The following is a 19,440-nucleotide window of genomic DNA, read 5'->3' as shown; positions in this document are numbered from 1 at the left end:
CCCGAACTCAGCAGTGAAACGATGCATCGCCGATGGTAGTGTGGGGTTTCCCCATGTGAGAGTAGGTCATCGTCAAGATTAAATTCCGAAACCCCTATCTGCTGATGCAGGTAGGGGTTTTGTTTTTGCCCGCAGGAAAGTCATTTTGTGTTTCTATGCAACTGTCTTGTGCATGGCTATCATGCGGGCCTCATTATCAGGGCGCAGTCCGCATGCTCACGTTGCTAAAACTTCTGAAGGATGGTCGCTTTCATTCAGGGCAGGCGCTGGGTGCTGCGCTGGGTATCAGCCGTAGTGCTGTATGGAAGCAATTGCAGCACTTGGAAGCAGAAATAGGGCTGTCTGTTCATAAGGTTCGAGGTAGGGGGTATCAGTTGGCTAAGCCTCTGGTGCTTTTGGATGCCGCAGAGATTCACGCAAAAGGCCTTCATGAGTGGCCTGTCCATATCTTTGATGCTATCGACTCGACCAACGCCGAGGCGCTGCGTTTGATCGAGCGTGGGGCGGCGGCGCCGTTCATGGTTTTGGCCGAGCGACAGACCGCTGGTCGCGGTCGTCGTGGCCGTAAGTGGGTCAGTCCGTTTGCCGAGAACCTCTATCACAGCCTGGTCCTGCGCATTGACGGTGGCATGCGGCAGATCGAAGGGCTGAGCCTGGTCGTCGGACTTGCTGTCATGCATGCCCTGCGCGATATGGGGATCGCTGAGGCGGGGCTGAAATGGCCTAATGATGTCCTGGTGGGAGAGAAAAAGATCGCCGGCATCTTGCTTGAGTTGGTGGGGGATCCTGCAGACGTTTGCCATGTTGTCCTGGGCGTGGGGATTAATGTGAATATGCAATCGACTGATGAGGTCGACCAGCAGTGGACATCCATGTGCCTTGAAGCAGGAAGGGATTTTGATCGAAATGAGCTGGTGGCACGATTGGGTGCGAAGCTTCAGCACTATCTGAGGCTTCATCACGCATCGGGGTTTGCCGCAATACAGTCGGAGTGGGAGCAATATCATCTTTGGCAGGGCAGGGCTGTCTCCCTGATTGCTGGTGTTAATAGAATTGACGGTGTTGTGCTGGGCATTGATCACCAGGGTGCGCTGCGTTTGAAGGTAGACGGTGTGGAAAAAAACTTTAGCGGTGGTGAGCTCAGTCTGAGGTTGCGTAATGATTCTTGAGCTTGACTGCGGCAATAGCTTTATCAAATGGCGTGTTCTTCGTGCTGACGGAGTGACGCCTGTCGAAGGTGGCGTGGTCAGCTCCGATAGCGATTTGCTGGTGAGCCTGAGTAACGCCGAGAAGTTCCAGCTCGAGAAATGTCGTCTTGTTAGCGTGAGGACTCTGGAGGAGACAGATTCATTGGTCGCCTCTCTCGTTGATGTGTTTGGGGTGTCGGTGACCCGTGCTGTGCCTGCCCGAGAGATGGCGGGGGTGAAAAACGGCTACCAGGATTACGAACGGTTGGGGCTCGATCGATGGTTGGCCTTGCTTGGTGGGTACCATCTTGCTTCAGGCGCGTGTCTGGTCCTTGATTTTGGTACTGCCATTACGGCTGATTTTGTGGCGGCGGACGGTGAGCATCTCGGCGGATTCATTTGTCCGGGCATGCCTTTGATGCGCAACCAATTGCGTACTCATACGCGAAGAATTCGCTATGACGATATGGCCGCCGAGCGAGCCCATGAGAGTCTCGCTCCAGGTCGGACAACTGTCGAAGCGGTCGAGCGCGGTTGCATGTTGATGCTCAGAGGGTTTGTCCTGACGCAGCTTGAATTGGCGCAGCAATATTGGGGAAAGGATTTCGTGGTGTTTCTCACGGGTGGGGACGCCAATCTGGTTTCCGGGGTTGTTCCTGATGCCAAGGTGGTGCCCGACCTGGTTTTTGTCGGTTTGGCGATGGCCTGTCCCTTGTCTTGAGGTTTCTATGCGGTGGTTGTTTCTGTTGTTGCTGGTTTTGAATGTCTTCTACTACATCTGGCATCAGCAGGAGGCCCCACTTCGCGCCAAGGATGTGACTCCGCTCAGTTTGTACCGCGGTTCGCAGCAGGATATTCACCTGTTGAGCGAAACGGCGGATGCACTTGTCAGGCGCGACCTGGGTAAATCCGGTGAGGCGCAAAAGACTTGTGTTTACTTGGGTGGTTTTGTTCGTCCGGAGCTGGCCAGGCAGTTGGAGCAGCGATTGGCTGCCTCGGGCATCGTAAGTCGTTCTGCTGCGCCGAACTCGCCAAATGTCCCTGAGGGTGGGGGATTCTGGGTTCAGGTTTCCCAGGAAGGCGCGGGAAAGGTGAATGAAACGTTGCTTCAAAACCTTTCTAAAGAATTCAATGAGTTAAAACATAAAATAATGCCATGCGAGGGGGTTGCACCCGCTGGGTAGTTTGCATAGAATGGCGCCCGCTTCGCAGCGAAGACCTTTAAAGGTTAGCGATACGAAGCGACGTCAACGCAGCTAACCTCAGGTTTTTAATGAGAAAATGCTTGACAGAAGGCTGGCATCATATAGAATGCCGGCTCGCTTAGGAGGGGTTCCCGAGCGGCCAAAGGGATCAGACTGTAAATCTGACGTCTACGACTTCGAAGGTTCGAATCCTTCCCCCTCCACCATTTTTAGCGTGAGCTGCAAGCTCCGCGGGTATAGTTTAGTGGTAGAACCTCAGCCTTCCAAGCTGATGATGCGGGTTCGATTCCCGCTACCCGCTCCAAGTTTGCAGGTTGTGCAAAGTGTTTCGCTCTTGTAGCTCAGTTGGTAGAGCACACCCTTGGTAAGGGTGAGGTCAGCGGTTCAAATCCGCTCAAGAGCTCCATATAACAAGGCAGATATGAAAATATCTGCCTTTGTTTTAATGGCTTGTGTGACTCGCTAAATTCTTCTCCTAGGGGTGATTTCGATGGCTAAGGAAAAGTTCGAACGTAATAAGCCGCACGTCAACGTTGGTACCATTGGTCACGTTGACCACGGTAAAACCACGCTGACCGCTGCTCTGACCCGTGTCTGCTCCGAAGTTTTCGGTTCGGCCAAGGTTGACTTCGACAAGATCGACAGCGCCCCGGAAGAGAAAGCTCGCGGTATCACCATCAACACCGCTCACGTTGAATACGATTCGGCCGTGCGTCACTACGCACACGTTGACTGCCCAGGTCACGCCGACTACGTAAAAAACATGATTACTGGTGCTGCCCAGATGGATGGCGCGATCCTGGTTTGCTCGGCCGCTGATGGTCCGATGCCTCAAACCCGTGAGCACATCCTGCTGTCCCGCCAGGTAGGCGTTCCGTACATCGTTGTCTTCCTGAACAAGGCTGACATGGTTGACGACGCTGAGCTGCTGGAACTGGTTGAGATGGAAGTGCGCGACCTGCTGAGCACTTACGATTTCCCAGGTGATGACACTCCAATCATCATCGGTTCGGCTCTGATGGCTCTGAACGGCCAAGACGACAACGAAATGGGCACCACTGCTGTCAAGAAGCTGGTGGAAACTCTGGACAGCTACATCCCAGAGCCAGAGCGTGCTATCGACAAGCCGTTCCTGATGCCAATCGAAGACGTATTCTCGATCTCCGGTCGCGGTACTGTTGTGACTGGTCGTGTTGAGCGTGGCATCGTCCGTATCCAGGAGGAAGTTGAGATCGTCGGTCTGCGCGATACTCAGAAAACTACCTGCACTGGCGTTGAAATGTTCCGCAAGCTGCTCGACGAAGGTCGTGCTGGCGAGAACTGCGGCGTGCTGCTGCGCGGCACCAAGCGTGACGACGTTGAGCGTGGCCAGGTTCTGGTCAAGCCAGGCACCGTCAAGCCGCACACCAAGTTCACCGCAGAGGTTTACGTTCTGAGCAAGGAGGAAGGCGGTCGTCATACTCCGTTCTTCAAAGGCTACCGTCCACAGTTCTACTTCCGTACGACTGACGTGACTGGTAACTGCGAGCTGCCAGAAGGCGTTGAAATGGTAATGCCAGGTGACAACATTCAGATGACTGTTACCTTGATCAAGACCATTGCGATGGAAGACGGTCTGCGTTTCGCTATCCGTGAAGGCGGTCGTACCGTCGGCGCCGGCGTCGTAGCCAAAGTCATCGAGTAAACAGTTGTAATGTCTTTTTCGGGCCGGCATAATGGTCGGCCTGATTTTGTTTTAGGTCAGTAGCTCAATTGGCAGAGCGACGGTCTCCAAAACCGTAGGTTGGGGGTTCGATTCCCTCCTGACCTGCCAGATTCACTCAGTGTGTTTGGCTTTCTTTTCACAGGATCTTCATAGATGACTCCTAAAGCTGAAGCTCAAGGCTCTCGCTTCGATCTGCTCAAGTGGCTAGTGGTAGTCGCTTTGGTGGTTATTGGCGTTGTTGGCAATCAGTATTATTCTGCTTCGCCGATCCTGTACCGCGTACTTGCATTGCTCGCCATTGCTGCTGTTGCTGCCTTTGTAGGCCTGCAGACAGCCAAGGGCAAGTCTTTCTTTGTACTCGCTAAGGAAGCTCGCACTGAAATTCGTAAAGTCGTATGGCCGACTCGCCAAGAAACCACGCAGACCACGTTGATCGTTGTGGCTGTTGTTCTGGTAATGGCGTTGCTGTTGTGGGGGCTCGATTCCCTGCTCGGCTGGCTTGTTTCCTTGATTGTTGGCTAAGGGTGTCCCGTGGCTAAGCGTTGGTACGTTGTGCATGCTTACTCGGGTTACGAGAAGCATGTTATGCGCTCGCTGGTAGAGCGCGTAAAGCTGGCTGGCATGGAAGATGGCTTTGGCGAAATTCTGGTCCCCACTGAAGAAGTGGTTGAGATGCGTAATGGCCAGAAGCGCAAAAGTGAACGTAAGTTCTTTCCTGGCTACGTGCTGGTACAGATGGACATGAACGAAGGGACTTGGCACTTGGTCAAGGATACCCCTCGGGTGATGGGCTTCATTGGCGGTACCGCCGACAAGCCTGCGCCGATCACAGATAAAGAGGCAGAAGCGATTCTGCGTCGCGTCGCTGATGGTAGCGACAAGCCGAAGCCGAAGACACTGTTTGAACCAGGTGAGGTTGTACGCGTCACCGACGGTCCATTCGCTGATTTCAATGGCACGGTTGAAGAAGTTAACTACGAAAAGAGCCGGATCCAAGTGGCAGTGCTCATTTTCGGTCGCTCTACTCCGGTAGAGCTAGAGTTCAGTCAGGTCGAAAAGGTCTGATTGAGCAGGCATCCCAACCCCGCAGCCCAAGGCTGTGGGGTTTTGTCGTCACTGGGATAAACGCGCAAGTAACCGGGGAGCCTTTCGAGGCGTTCGAACCCGTAATTGGAGTGCCTCATGGCCAAGAAAATTACCGCTTACATCAAGCTGCAAGTGAAGGCCGCTCAGGCTAACCCAAGCCCACCTGTTGGTCCTGCCCTGGGTCAGCACGGCGTGAACATCATGGAATTCTGCAAGGCCTTCAACGCCCGTACTCAGGGTCTTGAGCCAGGTCTGCCGACTCCAGTGATCATCACTGTCTACAGCGACCGTAGCTTCACTTTCGAAACAAAAAGCACCCCAGCTTCGGTTCTGCTGAAGAAGGCTGCAGGTTTGACCAGCGGTTCCGCTCGTCCAAACACCGTTAAGGTTGGCACCGTTACCCGTGCTCAGCTGGAAGAAATCGCGAAAACCAAAAACGCGGATCTGACTGCAGCTGATATGGATGCAGCCGTGCGTACTATCGCCGGTTCTGCTCGTAGCATGGGCCTTAACGTGGAGGGTGTGTAATGGCTAAGCTGACCAAGCGTCAAAAGGCTATCGCCGGCAAAATCGAAGCAGGCAAGGCCTACAACTTTGTAGACGCCGCCGCTCTGCTGGCTGAGCTGTCGACTGTCAAGTTCAGCGAGTCGTTCGACGTTGCTGTAAACCTGGGCGTTGACCCACGTAAATCCGACCAGGTCGTTCGTAGCGCTACTGTGCTGCCACACGGCACTGGCAAGACCGTTCGTGTTGCTGTCTTCACCCAGGGCCCAGCAGCTGAAGCTGCTCTGGCTGCTGGTGCTGATCGCGTAGGCATGGACGATCTGGCTGCTGAAATGAAGGGCGGCGACCTGAACTATGACGTAGTGATCGCATCCCCGGATGCCATGCGCGTTGTAGGTCAGTTGGGTCAGATCCTCGGTCCACGTGGTCTGATGCCTAACCCTAAAGTCGGCACCGTAACGCCAGACGTAGCCACCGCGGTTAAAAACGCCAAGGCTGGTCAGGTTCGTTATCGCACCGACAAAAACGGCATCATCCACACTTCCGTTGGCAAGATCGGCTTCGACGCCGTCAAGCTGAAGGAAAACGTTGAAGCCCTGATCGCTGATCTGAAGCGTATCAAGCCAGCTTCTTCGAAAGGTATCTACGTCAAGCGCGTTACCCTGAGCACCACTATGGGCCCAGGTCTGGTTATCGATCAGAGCTCGCTCGACGCGTAAGACTCAGGTTGGCGCAAGTAATTGCGCCAATCAAAAAATTGGGGTCCCTGCCTGGCGGGGGCTGTCCAAGACCGTAGGCGACGCAAGTCTTAAACCACAAGCCTACGCAGATGGTGCTCCCGGTTCCTTACCGAATCAGACACCAAAACGACATTCGGTTTCGACCGGATGAAACGGTAACAAGCAGGAGTTAAACCCGTGGCAATTAAACTCGAAGACAAGAAGGCCATCGTCGCTGAAGTCAACGAGGCTGCCAAAGCTGCTCTGTCCGCTGTCGTGGCTGATGCCCGTGGCGTAACAGTAGGCGCTATGACCGGACTCCGTAAAGAGGCTCGTGAAGCTGGCGTTTACGTACGTGTTGTACGTAACACCCTGCTCAAGCGCGCTGTTGCTGACACTGAATACAGTGTCCTCAACGACGTGTTCACCGGCCCGACCTTGATCGCGTTCTCCACCCAACATCCTGGCGCAGCTGCCCGTTTGTTCAAGGAATTCGCCAAAGGTCAGGACAAGTTCGAGATTAAGGCAGCTGCGTTCGAGGGCAAGTTCCTCGCAGCTAACCAGATCGACGTACTGGCAACTCTGCCGACCCGTGACGAAGCAATTTCCCAGCTGATGAGCGTGATTCAAGGCGCAACCAGCAAATTGGCTCGTACTCTGGCGGCACTGCGCGACCAGAAAGAAGCTGCCGCAGCCTAAGGCTCGACACTCCTTTTCGCGTTTTTTGTTTATTTCGATGGTCGCGTAGGCCGTCCCCCAATCCAGGAATTTAGAGTCATGTCTATCTCTCAAAACGATATCCTCGAAGCCGTTGGCAACATGTCCGTAATGGAAGTTGTTGAGCTGATCAAAGCTTTCGAAGAAAAATTCGGTGTTACCGCTGCTGCTGCTTCCGCTGGTCCAGCTGTTGCTGCTGCCGTTGCTGAAGAGCAAACCGAATTCAACGTCATGCTGACCGAAGCTGGCGAGAAGAAAGTAAACGTGATCAAGGCAGTACGTGAACTGACCGGTCTGGGCCTGAAAGAAGCCAAGGCTGTAGTTGACGGCGCTCCTGCCATGGTTCTGGAAGCTGTTGCCAAAGACGCAGCTGACAAAGCCAAAGCAGTTCTGGAAGAAGCAGGCGCTAAAGTCGAGCTGAAGTAAGCATCGACTTTGCGTCTCCAGCCCGAGCGTTAAGCGACAGGCTGATGGCTGGTGGCTCTTGCCACCGGCCTTTTTCCGTTATTGGCAGCCGACTGGGTCGGTGCTGATCGCGAGCTGTAACCACCCGATGTGGTGGCGCAAACCATGGGGTTTGCACGATTTTCTGGCTGCTCCCGTCGGGAGGGGCCAAACAAGCAGGTGACCAAGCTGGGGAACGCTGATGGCTTACTCATATACTGAGAAAAAACGTATCCGCAAGGACTTTAGCAAGTTGCCGGACGTCATGGATGTGCCGTACCTCCTGGCCATCCAGCTGGATTCGTATCGTGAATTCTTGCAAGCGGGAGCGACTAAAGATCAGTTCCGCGACGTGGGCCTGCATGCGGCCTTCAAATCCGTTTTCCCGATCATCAGCTACTCCGGCAATGCTGCGCTGGAGTACGTCGGTTATCGCCTGGGCGAACCGGCATTTGATGTCAAAGAATGCGTATTGCGCGGTGTTACTTACGCCGTACCTTTGCGGGTAAAAGTGCGCCTGATCATTTTCGACAAAGAATCGTCGAACAAAGCGATCAAGGACATCAAAGAGCAAGAAGTCTACATGGGTGAAATTCCCCTGATGACTGAGAACGGTACCTTCGTAATCAACGGTACCGAGCGTGTAATCGTTTCCCAGCTGCACCGTTCTCCGGGCGTGTTCTTCGACCACGACCGTGGCAAGACGCACAGCTCCGGCAAACTGCTTTACTCCGCGCGCATCATTCCTTACCGCGGTTCGTGGTTGGACTTCGAGTTCGACCCGAAAGACTGCGTATTCGTGCGTATCGACCGTCGTCGCAAGCTGCCTGCATCGGTACTGCTGCGCGCGCTCGGCTATACCACCGAAGAAGTGCTGGACGCGTTCTACACCACCAACGTCTTCCATGTGCAAGGTGAAAACCTCAGCCTGGAACTGGTGCCTCAGCGCCTGCGCGGTGAAATCGCTGTCCTCGATATCCAGGATGACAAAGGCAAGGTTATTGTCGAGCAGGGTCGTCGTATCACCGCTCGCCACATCAACCAGCTGGAAAAAGCCGGGATCAAAGAGCTGCAGGTGCCTCTGGACTACGTCCTGGGTCGCACCACGGCCAAGGTCATCGTGCATCCGGCCACCGGCGAAATCCTGGCGGAGTGCAACACCGAGCTGAACACCGAGATCTTGGCAAAAATCGCCAAGGCCCAGGTCGTTCGCATCGAGACGCTGTACACCAACGACATCGACTGCGGTCCGTTCATCTCCGACACGCTGAAGATCGACTCCACCGGCAACCAACTGGAAGCCCTGGTCGAGATCTATCGCATGATGCGTCCTGGCGAGCCGCCAACCAAGGATGCAGCCGAGACCCTGTTCAACAACCTGTTCTTCAGCCCTGAGCGTTATGACCTGTCTGCGGTCGGCCGGATGAAGTTCAACCGTCGTATCGGTCGTACCGAGATCGAAGGTTCGGGTGTACTGAACAAGGACGACATCGTCGCGGTCCTCAAGACCCTGGTCGACATCCGTAACGGCAAGGGCATCGTCGATGACATCGACCACCTGGGTAACCGTCGTGTTCGCTGTGTAGGCGAGATGGCCGAGAACCAGTTCCGTGTTGGCCTGGTGCGCGTAGAGCGCGCGGTCAAGGAACGTCTGTCGATGGCTGAAAGCGAAGGCCTGATGCCGCAAGACCTGATCAACGCCAAGCCTGTGGCTGCGGCGGTGAAGGAGTTCTTCGGTTCGAGCCAGCTGTCCCAGTTCATGGACCAGAACAACCCGCTGTCCGAGATCACCCACAAGCGTCGTGTCTCCGCACTTGGCCCGGGCGGTCTGACCCGTGAGCGTGCAGGCTTCGAAGTTCGTGACGTACACCCGACGCACTACGGTCGTGTCTGCCCGATCGAAACGCCGGAAGGTCCGAACATCGGTCTGATCAACTCCCTGGCTGCCTATGCGCGCACCAACCAGTACGGCTTCCTCGAGAGCCCGTACCGTGTGGTGAAAGACGCCCTGGTGACCGACGAGATCGTGTTCCTGTCCGCCATCGAAGAAGCAGATCACGTGATCGCTCAGGCTTCGGCCACGATGAACGACAAGAAAGTCCTGATCGACGAGCTGGTCGCTGTTCGTCACTTGAACGAGTTCACCGTCAAGGCGCCGGAAGACGTCACCTTGATGGACGTATCGCCGAAGCAGGTAGTTTCGGTTGCAGCGTCGCTGATCCCGTTCCTCGAGCACGACGACGCCAACCGTGCGTTGATGGGTTCGAACATGCAGCGTCAAGCTGTACCCACCCTGCGTGCCGACAAGCCGCTGGTAGGTACCGGCATGGAGCGTAACGTTGCCCGTGACTCCGGCGTTTGCGTCGTGGCTCGTCGTGGTGGCGTGATCGACTCCGTCGACGCCAGCCGTATCGTGGTTCGTGTTGCCGATGACGAAGTTGAAACTGGCGAAGCCGGTGTCGACATCTACAACCTGACCAAATACACCCGCTCCAACCAGAACACCTGCATCAACCAGCGTCCGCTGGTAAGCAAGGGTGATCGGGTTCAGCGCAGCGACATCATGGCCGACGGTCCGTCCACCGATATGGGTGAACTGGCGCTGGGTCAGAACATGCGCATCGCGTTCATGGCATGGAACGGCTTCAACTTCGAAGACTCCATCTGCCTGTCCGAGCGTGTGGTTCAGGAAGACCGCTTCACCACGATCCACATCCAGGAACTGACCTGTGTGGCCCGTGACACCAAGCTTGGCCCAGAGGAAATCACTGCGGACATCCCGAACGTGGGTGAAGCTGCGCTGAACAAGCTGGACGAAGCCGGTATCGTTTACGTAGGTGCTGAAGTAGGCGCAGGCGACATCCTGGTGGGCAAGGTCACTCCGAAAGGCGAGACCCAGCTGACTCCGGAAGAAAAACTGCTGCGTGCCATCTTCGGTGAAAAAGCCAGCGACGTTAAAGACACCTCCCTGCGCGTGCCTACCGGCACCAAGGGTACCGTCATCGACGTCCAGGTCTTCACTCGCGACGGCGTTGAGCGTGATGCTCGTGCACTGTCCATCGAGAAGACTCAACTCGACGAGATCCGCAAGGACCTGAACGAAGAGTTCCGTATCGTTGAAGGCGCAACTTTCGAGCGTCTGCGCTCCGCTCTGGTCGGCCACAAAGCCGAAGGCGGCGCCGGCCTGAAGAAAGGTCAGGAAATCACCGACGAAGTTCTCGACGGTCTTGAGCATGGCCAGTGGTTCAAACTGCGCATGGCTGAAGATGCTCTGAACGAGCAGCTCGAGAAGGCTCAGGCCTACATCGTTGATCGCCGCCGTCTGCTGGACGACAAGTTCGAAGACAAGAAGCGCAAACTGCAGCAGGGCGATGACCTGGCTCCAGGCGTGCTGAAAATCGTCAAGGTTTACCTGGCAATCCGTCGCCGCATCCAGCCGGGCGACAAGATGGCCGGTCGTCACGGTAACAAGGGTGTGGTCTCCGTGATCATGCCGGTTGAAGACATGCCGCACGATGCCAATGGCACCCCGGTCGATGTGGTCCTCAACCCGTTGGGCGTACCTTCGCGTATGAACGTTGGTCAGATCCTTGAAACCCACCTGGGCCTCGCGGCCAAGGGCTTGGGCGAGAAGATCAACCGTATGATCGAAGAGCAGCGCAAGGTCGCTGACCTGCGTAAGTTCCTGCACGAGATCTACAACGAGATCGGCGGCCGCAACGAAGAGCTGGACACCTTCACCGACCAGGAAATCCTGGATCTGGCGAAGAACCTGCGCGGCGGCGTTCCAATGGCTACTCCGGTGTTCGACGGTGCCAAGGAAAGCGAAATCAAGGCCATGCTGAAACTGGCAGACCTGCCAGAAAGCGGCCAGATGCAGCTGTTCGACGGCCGTACCGGCAACAAGTTCGAGCGCCCGGTTACCGTTGGCTACATGTACATGCTGAAGCTGAACCACTTGGTAGACGACAAGATGCACGCTCGTTCTACCGGTTCTTACAGCCTGGTTACCCAGCAGCCGCTGGGTGGTAAGGCGCAGTTCGGTGGTCAGCGTTTCGGGGAGATGGAGGTCTGGGCACTGGAAGCGTACGGTGCTGCATACACTCTGCAAGAAATGCTCACAGTGAAGTCGGACGATGTGAACGGCCGGACCAAGATGTACAAAAACATCGTGGACGGCGATCACCGTATGGAGCCGGGCATGCCCGAGTCTTTCAACGTGTTGATCAAGGAAATTCGTTCCCTCGGCATCGATATCGATCTGGAAACCGAATAACACGTGACGCGAATCGAGAGCGGGGCTGTTTTGCCCGCTCTCTGCTCCGCCAGGAGGAAAGGCCTTGAAAGACCTACTGAATTTGCTGAAAAACCAGGGTCAAGTCGAAGAGTTCGACGCCATCCGTATTGGATTGGCCTCGCCTGAGATGATCCGTTCGTGGTCGTTCGGTGAAGTTAAAAAGCCGGAAACCATCAACTACCGTACGTTCAAACCTGAGCGTGACGGCCTGTTCTGCGCCAAGATCTTTGGCCCGGTCAAGGATTACGAGTGCCTGTGCGGTAAGTACAAGCGCTTGAAGCACCGCGGTGTGATCTGCGAGAAGTGCGGCGTTGAAGTCGCGCTGGCAAAAGTTCGTCGTGAGCGCATGGCGCACATCGAACTGGCCTCGCCGGTTGCTCACATCTGGTTCCTGAAATCGCTGCCGTCCCGTATCGGCCTGCTGATGGACATGACCCTGCGTGATATCGAACGCGTTCTCTACTTCGAGAGCTATGTCGTTATCGATCCAGGCATGACCACCCTTGAAAAAGGTCAGCTGCTCAACGACGAGCAGTACTTCGAAGCGCTGGAAGAGTTCGGCGACGATTTCGATGCCCGCATGGGTGCCGAAGCTGTTCGCGAACTGCTGCACGCGATCGACCTAGAGCACGAGATTGGCCGTCTGCGCGAAGAAATTCCGCAAACCAACTCCGAAACCAAGATCAAGAAGCTGTCCAAGCGTCTGAAGTTGATGGAAGCCTTCCAGGGTTCCGGCAACCTGCCAGAGTGGATGGTGCTGACCGTTCTGCCGGTTCTGCCGCCAGACCTGCGTCCACTGGTTCCGCTCGATGGCGGTCGTTTCGCGACTTCCGACCTCAACGATCTGTATCGTCGAGTGATCAACCGTAACAACCGCTTGAAGCGCCTGCTTGATCTGTCCGCTCCGGACATCATCGTGCGCAACGAAAAGCGTATGTTGCAGGAAGCGGTCGATGCACTGCTCGACAACGGTCGTCGTGGCCGCGCTATCACCGGTTCCAACAAGCGTCCTCTGAAATCCCTGGCTGACATGATCAAGGGTAAGCAGGGTCGTTTCCGTCAGAACTTGCTCGGTAAGCGTGTTGACTACTCCGGTCGTTCGGTAATTACCGTAGGCCCGACCCTGCGTCTGCACCAGTGCGGTCTGCCTAAGAAAATGGCTCTGGAGCTGTTCAAGCCGTTCATTTTCGGCAAGCTGGAAATGCGTGGTCTCGCGACTACCATCAAGGCCGCCAAGAAGATGGTCGAGCGCGAGCTGCCAGAGGTCTGGGACGTTCTCGCCGAAGTGATTCGCGAACACCCGGTTCTGCTCAACCGTGCACCGACCCTTCACCGTCTGGGTATCCAGGCGTTTGAACCGGTACTGATCGAAGGTAAGGCTATCCAGCTGCACCCATTGGTCTGTGCTGCGTACAACGCCGACTTCGACGGCGACCAAATGGCCGTGCACGTACCGCTGACACTGGAAGCCCAGTTGGAAGCGCGTGCGTTGATGATGTCGACCAACAACATTCTGTCGCCAGCCAACGGTGAGCCAATCATCGTTCCGTCGCAGGACGTTGTATTGGGTCTGTACTACATGACGCGTGAAGCGATCAACGCCAAGGGCGAAGGTCGTGTGTTCGCGGATCTGCAAGAAGTTGACCGTGTGTTCCGTGCCGGCGAAGCCGCACTGCACGCCAAGGTCAAGGTGCGGATCAACGAAACCGTGAACGATCGTGATGGCGGCAGCGTGACCAACACTCGTATTGTCGACACTACCGTCGGCCGTGCGCTGTTGTTCCAGGTTGTGCCAAAAGGTCTGTCCTACGACGTCGTCAACCTGCCGATGAAGAAAAAGGCGATCTCCAAGCTGATCAACCAGTGCTACCGCGTGGTTGGTCTGAAAGAGACCGTGATCTTCGCTGACCAGTTGATGTACACCGGTTTTGCCTATTCGACCATTTCCGGCGTTTCCATCGGTGTTAACGACTTCGTTATCCCGGATGAAAAAGCCCGCATCATCGGTGCTGCTACCGAAGAAGTGAAAGAGATCGAAAGTCAGTACGCCTCCGGCCTGGTAACCCAGGGCGAGAAGTACAACAAGGTGATCGACCTCTGGTCCAAGGCGAACGACGAAGTTTCCAAGGCGATGATGGCCAACCTCTCGAAAGAGAAAGTCATCGACCGTCATGGCAACGAAGTCGACCAGGAATCCTTCAACTCGATGTACATGATGGCCGACTCGGGCGCACGGGGTTCTGCTGCGCAGATCCGTCAGCTCGCCGGTATGCGTGGCCTGATGGCCAAACCGGACGGTTCCATCATCGAGACCCCGATTACCGCGAACTTCCGTGAAGGTTTGAGCGTACTCCAGTACTTCATCTCCACTCACGGTGCTCGTAAGGGTCTTGCGGATACCGCGTTGAAAACCGCGAACTCCGGTTACCTGACTCGTCGTCTGGTAGACGTTGCCCAGGATCTGGTCGTGACCGAGATCGATTGCGGCACCGAACATGGCCTGGTAATGACTCCGCACATTGAAGGCGGTGACGTTGTAGAGCCGTTGGGTGAGCGCGTATTGGGTCGTGTCATCGCCCGTGACGTATTCAAGCCGGGTACCGAGGACGTCATCGTTCCTGCGGGCACCCTGGTTGACGAGAAGTGGGTCGAGTTCATCGAACTCAACAGCATCGACGAAGTGATCGTACGTTCGCCGATCAGCTGTGAAACCCGCTATGGCATCTGCGCCAAGTGCTACGGTCGCGACCTGGCACGTGGTCACCAGGTGAACATCGGTGAAGCGGTCGGCGTTATCGCTGCCCAGTCCATCGGTGAGCCGGGTACCCAGCTGACGATGCGTACGTTCCACATCGGTGGTGCGGCAAGCCGGACCTCCGCGGCCGACAGCGTTCAGGTGAAGAATGGCGGTACCGTCCGTCTGCACAACCTGAAGCACGTTGAGCGAGTGGATGGTCACCTGGTTGCTGTGTCCCGTTCCGGTGAGCTGGCCATCGCTGACGACTTCGGTCGTGAGCGCGAGCGCTACAAGCTGCCGTACGGTGCTGTGATTTCGGTGAAGGAAGGCGACAAGGTCGACGCTGGCGCCATCGTGGCCAAGTGGGACCCGCACACTCACCCGATCGTTACCGAAATGAAAGGTACCGTGACCTACGTGGGCATGGAAGAAGGCATCACGATCAAGCGTCAGACCGACGAATTGACCGGTATGACCAACATTGAAGTACTCGATGCGAAAGATCGTCCAGCTGCCGGCAAGGACATCCGTCCTGCTGTGAAGATGGTCGACGACAACGGCAAGGATCTGTTGCTGCCAGGCACTGACGTTATCGCTCAGTACTTCCTGCCAGCCAACGCCCTGGTCGGTGTAGCGGATGGTGCGAAGATCGCGATCGGTGATGTTATCGCTCGTATCCCGCAAGAGACTTCGAAAACTCGCGACATCACCGGTGGTCTGCCGCGTGTTGCCGACTTGTTCGAAGCCCGTCGTCCGAAAGAAGCCTCGATTCTGGCTGAAGTCAGCGGCACCATCGCGTTCGGTAAAGAGACCAAGGGCAAACGCCGTCTGGTTATCACCCCGAACGACGGTACCGATCCGTACGAAGAGCTGATTCCGAAGTGGCGTCACCTGAACGTGTTCGAAGGCGAACAGGTAAACCGCGGCGAAGTTATCTCGGACGGTCCGAGCGATCCACACGACATCCTGCGTCTGCTGGGTGTGAGTGCGCTGGCCAAGTACATCGTGAACGAGATCCAGGACGTTTACCGTCTGCAAGGCGTGAAGATCAACGACAAGCACATCGAGACCATCCTGCGTCAGATGCTGCGTAAAGTTGAGATCGCTGAATCCGGCGATTCCAGTTTCATCAAGGGCGACCAGATGGAATTGACTCACGTACTGGTAGAGAACGAGCGTCTGAGCGGCGAAGACAAATTTGTCTCCAAGTTCACTCGCGTTCTGCTGGGTATCACCAAGGCGTCGTTGTCCACCGAATCGTTCATCTCGGCGGCTTCCTTCCAGGAAACCACTCGCGTACTGACCGAAGCGGCGGTAACCGGCAAGCGCGATTACCTGCGCGGCCTGAAAGAAAACGTGGTCGTGGGTCGTCTGATCCCGGCCGGTACCGGTTTGGCCTATCACAGCGAACGCAAGCGTCGCCGTGAAGCTGACAAGCCGTTGCGCGTAAGCGCCAGTGAAGTGGAAGCTGCACTGACCGAAGCACTGAACTCGAGTGGTAACTGAGTTCTGCGGTAATTGAGTGCCTGGCCCTGGTCACCCCGTTCGGCGGATCGAGACAAATTGTCGAGATCCGGCGGGCGGGGAGGTCGGGGCCTTGCCTTGACTGGGGACAAGATCCTCTTTAGACTCTTGATCCCCTAAATTTGGCGGGAATTCGTTCCTGCCATTTTGCTTTTCTTGTAAGACAATAGCGTCGCAAGACAACAGTGGAGCTAGTAGATGGCAACTATCAACCAGCTGGTACGTCAGCCGCGTAAGCGTATCGTCGAGAAATCCGACGTGCCTGCGCTGCAGAACTGCCCGCAACGTCGTGGCGTATGCACCCGTGTGTATACCACCACGCCGAAAAAACCTAACTCGGCACTGCGTAAAGTATGCCGTGTGCGTCTGACCAACGGTTTCGAGGTTTCCTCGTACATCGGCGGTGAAGGCCACAACCTGCAAGAGCACAGCGTGGTACTGATCCGCGGCGGTCGTGTAAAAGACTTGCCAGGTGTTCGTTACCACACCGTTCGCGGCTCTCTGGATACCTCTGGCGTCAAAGGCCGGAACCAGGGTCGTTCGAAATACGGTACCAAGAAGCCTAAGTAGTGGTTTCTGGTAGCAAAAAACTGATTTTTATTTTTATGAGTCGATAAGAGTAAGGTCGGGCGCACATCCCTAGGATGTGGTGGTCCCGGGCTAACCTGAAGACCGTTTGAGGGCTTATCAATGCCAAGACGTCGCGTAGCAGCCAAACGTGAGATTCTGGACGATCCGAAATACGGAAGCCAGATTCTCGCCAAGTTCATGAACCACGTAATGGAAAGCGGCAAGAAAGCCGTTGCCGAGCGTATCGTTTATGGCGCACTGGACAAAGTTAAGGAACGCAAGAACAGCGATCCCCTGGAAATCTTCGAGAAAGCTCTCGACGCCATCGCTCCGCTGGTCGAAGTGAAGTCGCGCCGTGTAGGCGGTGCTACTTACCAGGTTCCGGTCGAAGTTCGTCCGTCCCGTCGTAACGCCCTGGCAATGCGCTGGTTGGTAGACTTCGCCCGCAAGCGCGGCGAGAAGTCCATGGCTCTGCGTTTGGCTGGCGAACTGTTGGACGCTGCTGAAGGTAAAGGTGCTGCAGTTAAGAAGCGTGAAGACGTGCACCGTATGGCTGAAGCCAACAAGGCTTTCTCGCACTACCGCTTCTAATTTTAGCGTCACTCAATTTGCGAGGGCTTTATGGCTCGTACTACACCGATTAACCGCTACCGTAACATTGGTATCGTTGCTCACGTGGATGCTGGTAAAACCACCACCACCGAGCGCGTCCTTTTTTACACCGGCAAAAGTCACAAGATGGGCGAGGTGCATGATGGCGCCGCGACCACCGACTGGATGGTGCAGGAGCAGGAGCGTGGTATTACCATTACTTCTGCTGCCATTACCGCTTTCTGGAAGGGTTCCGAGAAGCAGTACAAGGACGAGCACCGCTTCAACGTCATCGATACCCCGGGCCACGTTGACTTCACCATTGAAGTAGAACGTTCCCTGCGCGTACTCGACGGCGCTGTGGTTGTGTTCTGCGGTACCTCGGGCGTTGAGCCTCAGTCGGAAACCGTATGGCGTCAAGCCAACAAATACGGCGTTCCACGTCTTGTTTACGTAAACAAGATGGACCGTGCTGGTGCCAACTTCCTGCGCGTGATTGCTCAGATCAAGCAGCGCCTGGGTCACACTCCAGTGCCTATCCAGCTGGCTATCGGTTCCGAAGACAACTTCCAGGGTCAGATCGATCTGATCAACATGCAAGCGGTCTACTGGAACGATGCTGACAAGGGTATGGTCCCTGTTCGCAAGGATATTCCTGCTGAATTGCTGGAAGAAGCCGAGAAGTGGCGCGGCAACATGGTTGAGGCTGCGGCCGAAGCCAACGAAGAGCTGATGAACAAGTACCTCGAGGGTGAAGAACTCACCAACGAGGAAATCAAGGCCGCTCTGCGTCAGCGTACTATCGCTGGTGAAATCGTCCTGGCTGTTTGCGGTTCTTCCTTCAAGAACAAGGGTGTTCCCCTGGTTCTCGACGCCGTTATCGACTTCCTGCCTGCGCCAACCGACATTCCTGCCATCAAGGGTACCGACCCGGATGACGAGACTATCGAGCTGGAGCGTCATGCAGACGACAACGAGCCGTTCTCGGCTCTGGCGTTCAAGATCGCTACCGACCCATTCGTGGGTACCTTGACCTTTGTCCGTGTTTACTCGGGCGTGTTGAACTCCGGCGACGGCGTGATCAACTCTGTAAAAGGCAAGAAAGAGCGCGTAGGCCGTATGGTGCAAATGCACGCAAACGCCCGCGAAGAGATCAAGGAAGTGCGCGCTGGTGACATCGCGGCCTTGATCGGCATGAAGGACGTCACCACTGGTGAAACCTTGTGCAATGGCGACAAGCCAATCATCCTGGTTCGCATGGACTTCCCGGAGCCGGTTATTTCGGTTGCCGTTGAGCCTAAGACCAAGGACGACCAGGAAAAAATGGGTATCGCTCTGGGCAAGCTTGCTCAGGAAGACCCGTCTTTCCGCGTCAAGACTGATGAAGAGACTGGTCAGACGATCATCTCCGGCATGGGCGAGTTGCACCTGGACATCCTGGTTGACCGGATGCGCCGTGAGTTCAACGTCGAGGCCAACATCGGTAAGCCTCAGGTTTCCTATCGTGAGCGCATCACGAAGAACTGTGAAATCGAAGGCAAGTTCGTTCGCCAATCCGGCGGTCGTGGCCAGTTCGGTCACTGCTGGATCCGTTTTGCACCGGCTGACGAAGGTCAGGAAGGTCTGCAATTCGTGAACGAAGTCGTAGGTGGTGTGGTTCCTAAGGAATACATCCCGGCGATCCAGAAGGGTATCGAAGAGCAGATGAAGAACGGCGTTGTTGCCGGCTATCCGCTGATCGGCCTGAAGGCGACTGTGTTTGATGGTTCTTACCACGACGTCGACTCCAACGAGATGGCGTTCAAGGTGGCTGCTTCCATGGCAACCAAGCAACTGGCCCAGAAGGGCGGTGGTGAGTTGCTCGAGCCGATCATGGCGGTAGAAGTCGTTACGCCTGAAGACTACATGGGTGATGTCATGGGCGACCTTAACCGTCGTCGTGGCATGATTCTGGGTATGGAAGATACGGTTTCCGGCAAGGTTATTCGTGCCGAGGTTCCGTTGGGCGAGATGTTCGGTTACGCGACCGATGTTCGTTCCATGTCTCAGGGTCGCGCAAGCTACTCTATGGAATTCAAAAAATACAATACAGCCCCGTCGCATATCGTCGAGACTGTTACCAAAAAACAAGGCTGATTCAGCCCTTTAGGCAAG

Annotated in this window: 15 protein-coding genes and 4 tRNA genes; all 19 read left to right on the top strand. The window is 55.7% G+C overall.

Translation table 11 applies throughout. From position 1 onward, the window contains the following. Window positions 1–212 precede the first annotated feature (212 nt). The 19 genes from birA to fusA all read left to right on the top strand — a co-directional run bounded on the left by birA (window position 213) and on the right by fusA (window position 19,422). Window positions 213–1,169, top strand: coding sequence for a bifunctional biotin--[acetyl-CoA-carboxylase] ligase/biotin operon repressor BirA (gene birA, locus B0E42_RS29325; protein ID WP_053182468.1), 957 nt, complete (start codon window positions 213–215; stop codon window positions 1,167–1,169). Further along, window positions 1,159–1,908, top strand: coding sequence for a pantothenate kinase (locus B0E42_RS29320; protein ID WP_053182466.1), 750 nt, complete (start codon window positions 1,159–1,161; stop codon window positions 1,906–1,908). The genes birA and B0E42_RS29320 overlap by 11 nt, the downstream gene beginning before the upstream one ends. 7 nt (window positions 1,909–1,915) lie before the next feature. Beyond that, window positions 1,916–2,371, top strand: coding sequence for a hypothetical protein (locus B0E42_RS29315; protein WP_077508796.1), 456 nt, complete (start codon window positions 1,916–1,918; stop codon window positions 2,369–2,371). A gap of 142 nt (window positions 2,372–2,513) precedes the next feature. Then, window positions 2,514–2,598: transfer RNA gene (locus B0E42_RS29310), tRNA-Tyr, on the top strand. A gap of 24 nt (window positions 2,599–2,622) precedes the next feature. After that, window positions 2,623–2,696: transfer RNA gene (locus B0E42_RS29305), tRNA-Gly, on the top strand. Window positions 2,697–2,722: 26 nt separating this feature from the next. After that, window positions 2,723–2,798: transfer RNA gene (locus B0E42_RS29300), tRNA-Thr, on the top strand. An 84-nt stretch (window positions 2,799–2,882) separates the two neighbouring features. Beyond that, window positions 2,883–4,076, top strand: coding sequence for an elongation factor Tu (gene tuf / locus B0E42_RS29295; RefSeq protein WP_003186103.1), 1,194 nt, complete (start codon window positions 2,883–2,885; stop codon window positions 4,074–4,076). A gap of 53 nt (window positions 4,077–4,129) precedes the next feature. Beyond that, window positions 4,130–4,205, top strand: a tRNA-Trp gene (locus B0E42_RS29290). Between the two features lie 45 nt (window positions 4,206–4,250). Next, window positions 4,251–4,619, top strand: a complete 369-nt coding sequence (gene secE, locus B0E42_RS29285) for a preprotein translocase subunit SecE (protein WP_003206102.1) — start codon at window positions 4,251–4,253, stop codon at window positions 4,617–4,619. A gap of 9 nt (window positions 4,620–4,628) precedes the next feature. Then, window positions 4,629–5,162 carry a transcription termination/antitermination protein NusG gene (nusG, locus tag B0E42_RS29280; protein WP_003186097.1) on the top strand — a complete coding sequence of 178 codons (534 nt, stop codon included), beginning with the start codon at window positions 4,629–4,631 and terminating at the stop codon, window positions 5,160–5,162. Between the two features lie 117 nt (window positions 5,163–5,279). Continuing rightward, window positions 5,280–5,711, top strand: coding sequence for a 50S ribosomal protein L11 (gene rplK / locus B0E42_RS29275; RefSeq protein ID WP_003176435.1), 432 nt, complete (start codon window positions 5,280–5,282; stop codon window positions 5,709–5,711). Continuing rightward, complete coding sequence (gene rplA / locus B0E42_RS29270) at window positions 5,711–6,406, top strand: 50S ribosomal protein L1 (RefSeq protein ID WP_003186095.1); 696 nt, start codon at window positions 5,711–5,713, stop codon at window positions 6,404–6,406. The genes rplK and rplA overlap by 1 nt, the downstream gene beginning before the upstream one ends. 198 nt (window positions 6,407–6,604) lie before the next feature. Beyond that, complete coding sequence (rplJ, locus tag B0E42_RS29265) at window positions 6,605–7,105, top strand: 50S ribosomal protein L10 (RefSeq protein WP_003206099.1); 501 nt, start codon at window positions 6,605–6,607, stop codon at window positions 7,103–7,105. Window positions 7,106–7,183: 78 nt separating this feature from the next. Continuing rightward, complete coding sequence (rplL, locus tag B0E42_RS29260) at window positions 7,184–7,549, top strand: 50S ribosomal protein L7/L12 (RefSeq protein ID WP_003206098.1); 366 nt, start codon at window positions 7,184–7,186, stop codon at window positions 7,547–7,549. A 220-nt stretch (window positions 7,550–7,769) separates the two neighbouring features. Further along, on the top strand, window positions 7,770–11,843 hold the full coding sequence (rpoB, locus tag B0E42_RS29255) for a DNA-directed RNA polymerase subunit beta (protein WP_024619109.1): 4,074 nt from the start codon (window positions 7,770–7,772) through the stop codon (window positions 11,841–11,843). 64 nt (window positions 11,844–11,907) lie between these two features. Further along, window positions 11,908–16,107, top strand: a complete 4,200-nt coding sequence (gene rpoC / locus B0E42_RS29250) for a DNA-directed RNA polymerase subunit beta' (RefSeq protein ID WP_018611969.1) — start codon at window positions 11,908–11,910, stop codon at window positions 16,105–16,107. A 216-nt stretch (window positions 16,108–16,323) separates the two neighbouring features. Beyond that, window positions 16,324–16,695, top strand: coding sequence for a 30S ribosomal protein S12 (gene rpsL, locus B0E42_RS29245; protein ID WP_002555494.1), 372 nt, complete (start codon window positions 16,324–16,326; stop codon window positions 16,693–16,695). A 120-nt stretch (window positions 16,696–16,815) separates the two neighbouring features. Continuing rightward, window positions 16,816–17,286 carry a 30S ribosomal protein S7 gene (gene rpsG / locus B0E42_RS29240; protein ID WP_003186074.1) on the top strand — a complete coding sequence of 157 codons (471 nt, stop codon included), beginning with the start codon at window positions 16,816–16,818 and terminating at the stop codon, window positions 17,284–17,286. A 30-nt stretch (window positions 17,287–17,316) separates the two neighbouring features. After that, window positions 17,317–19,422, top strand: a complete 2,106-nt coding sequence (gene fusA, locus B0E42_RS29235) for an elongation factor G (RefSeq protein WP_018612014.1) — start codon at window positions 17,317–17,319, stop codon at window positions 19,420–19,422. Window positions 19,423–19,440 lie beyond the last annotated feature (18 nt).

Source organism: Pseudomonas sp. A25(2017) (assembly GCF_002001065.1).
In the GTDB taxonomy this organism is placed as follows: Bacteria; Pseudomonadota; Gammaproteobacteria; order Pseudomonadales; family Pseudomonadaceae; genus Aquipseudomonas; species Aquipseudomonas kilonensis.
The sequence above is the reverse complement of the archived record's forward strand: the minus strand, read 5'-3'. Positions and strand labels throughout refer to the sequence as shown.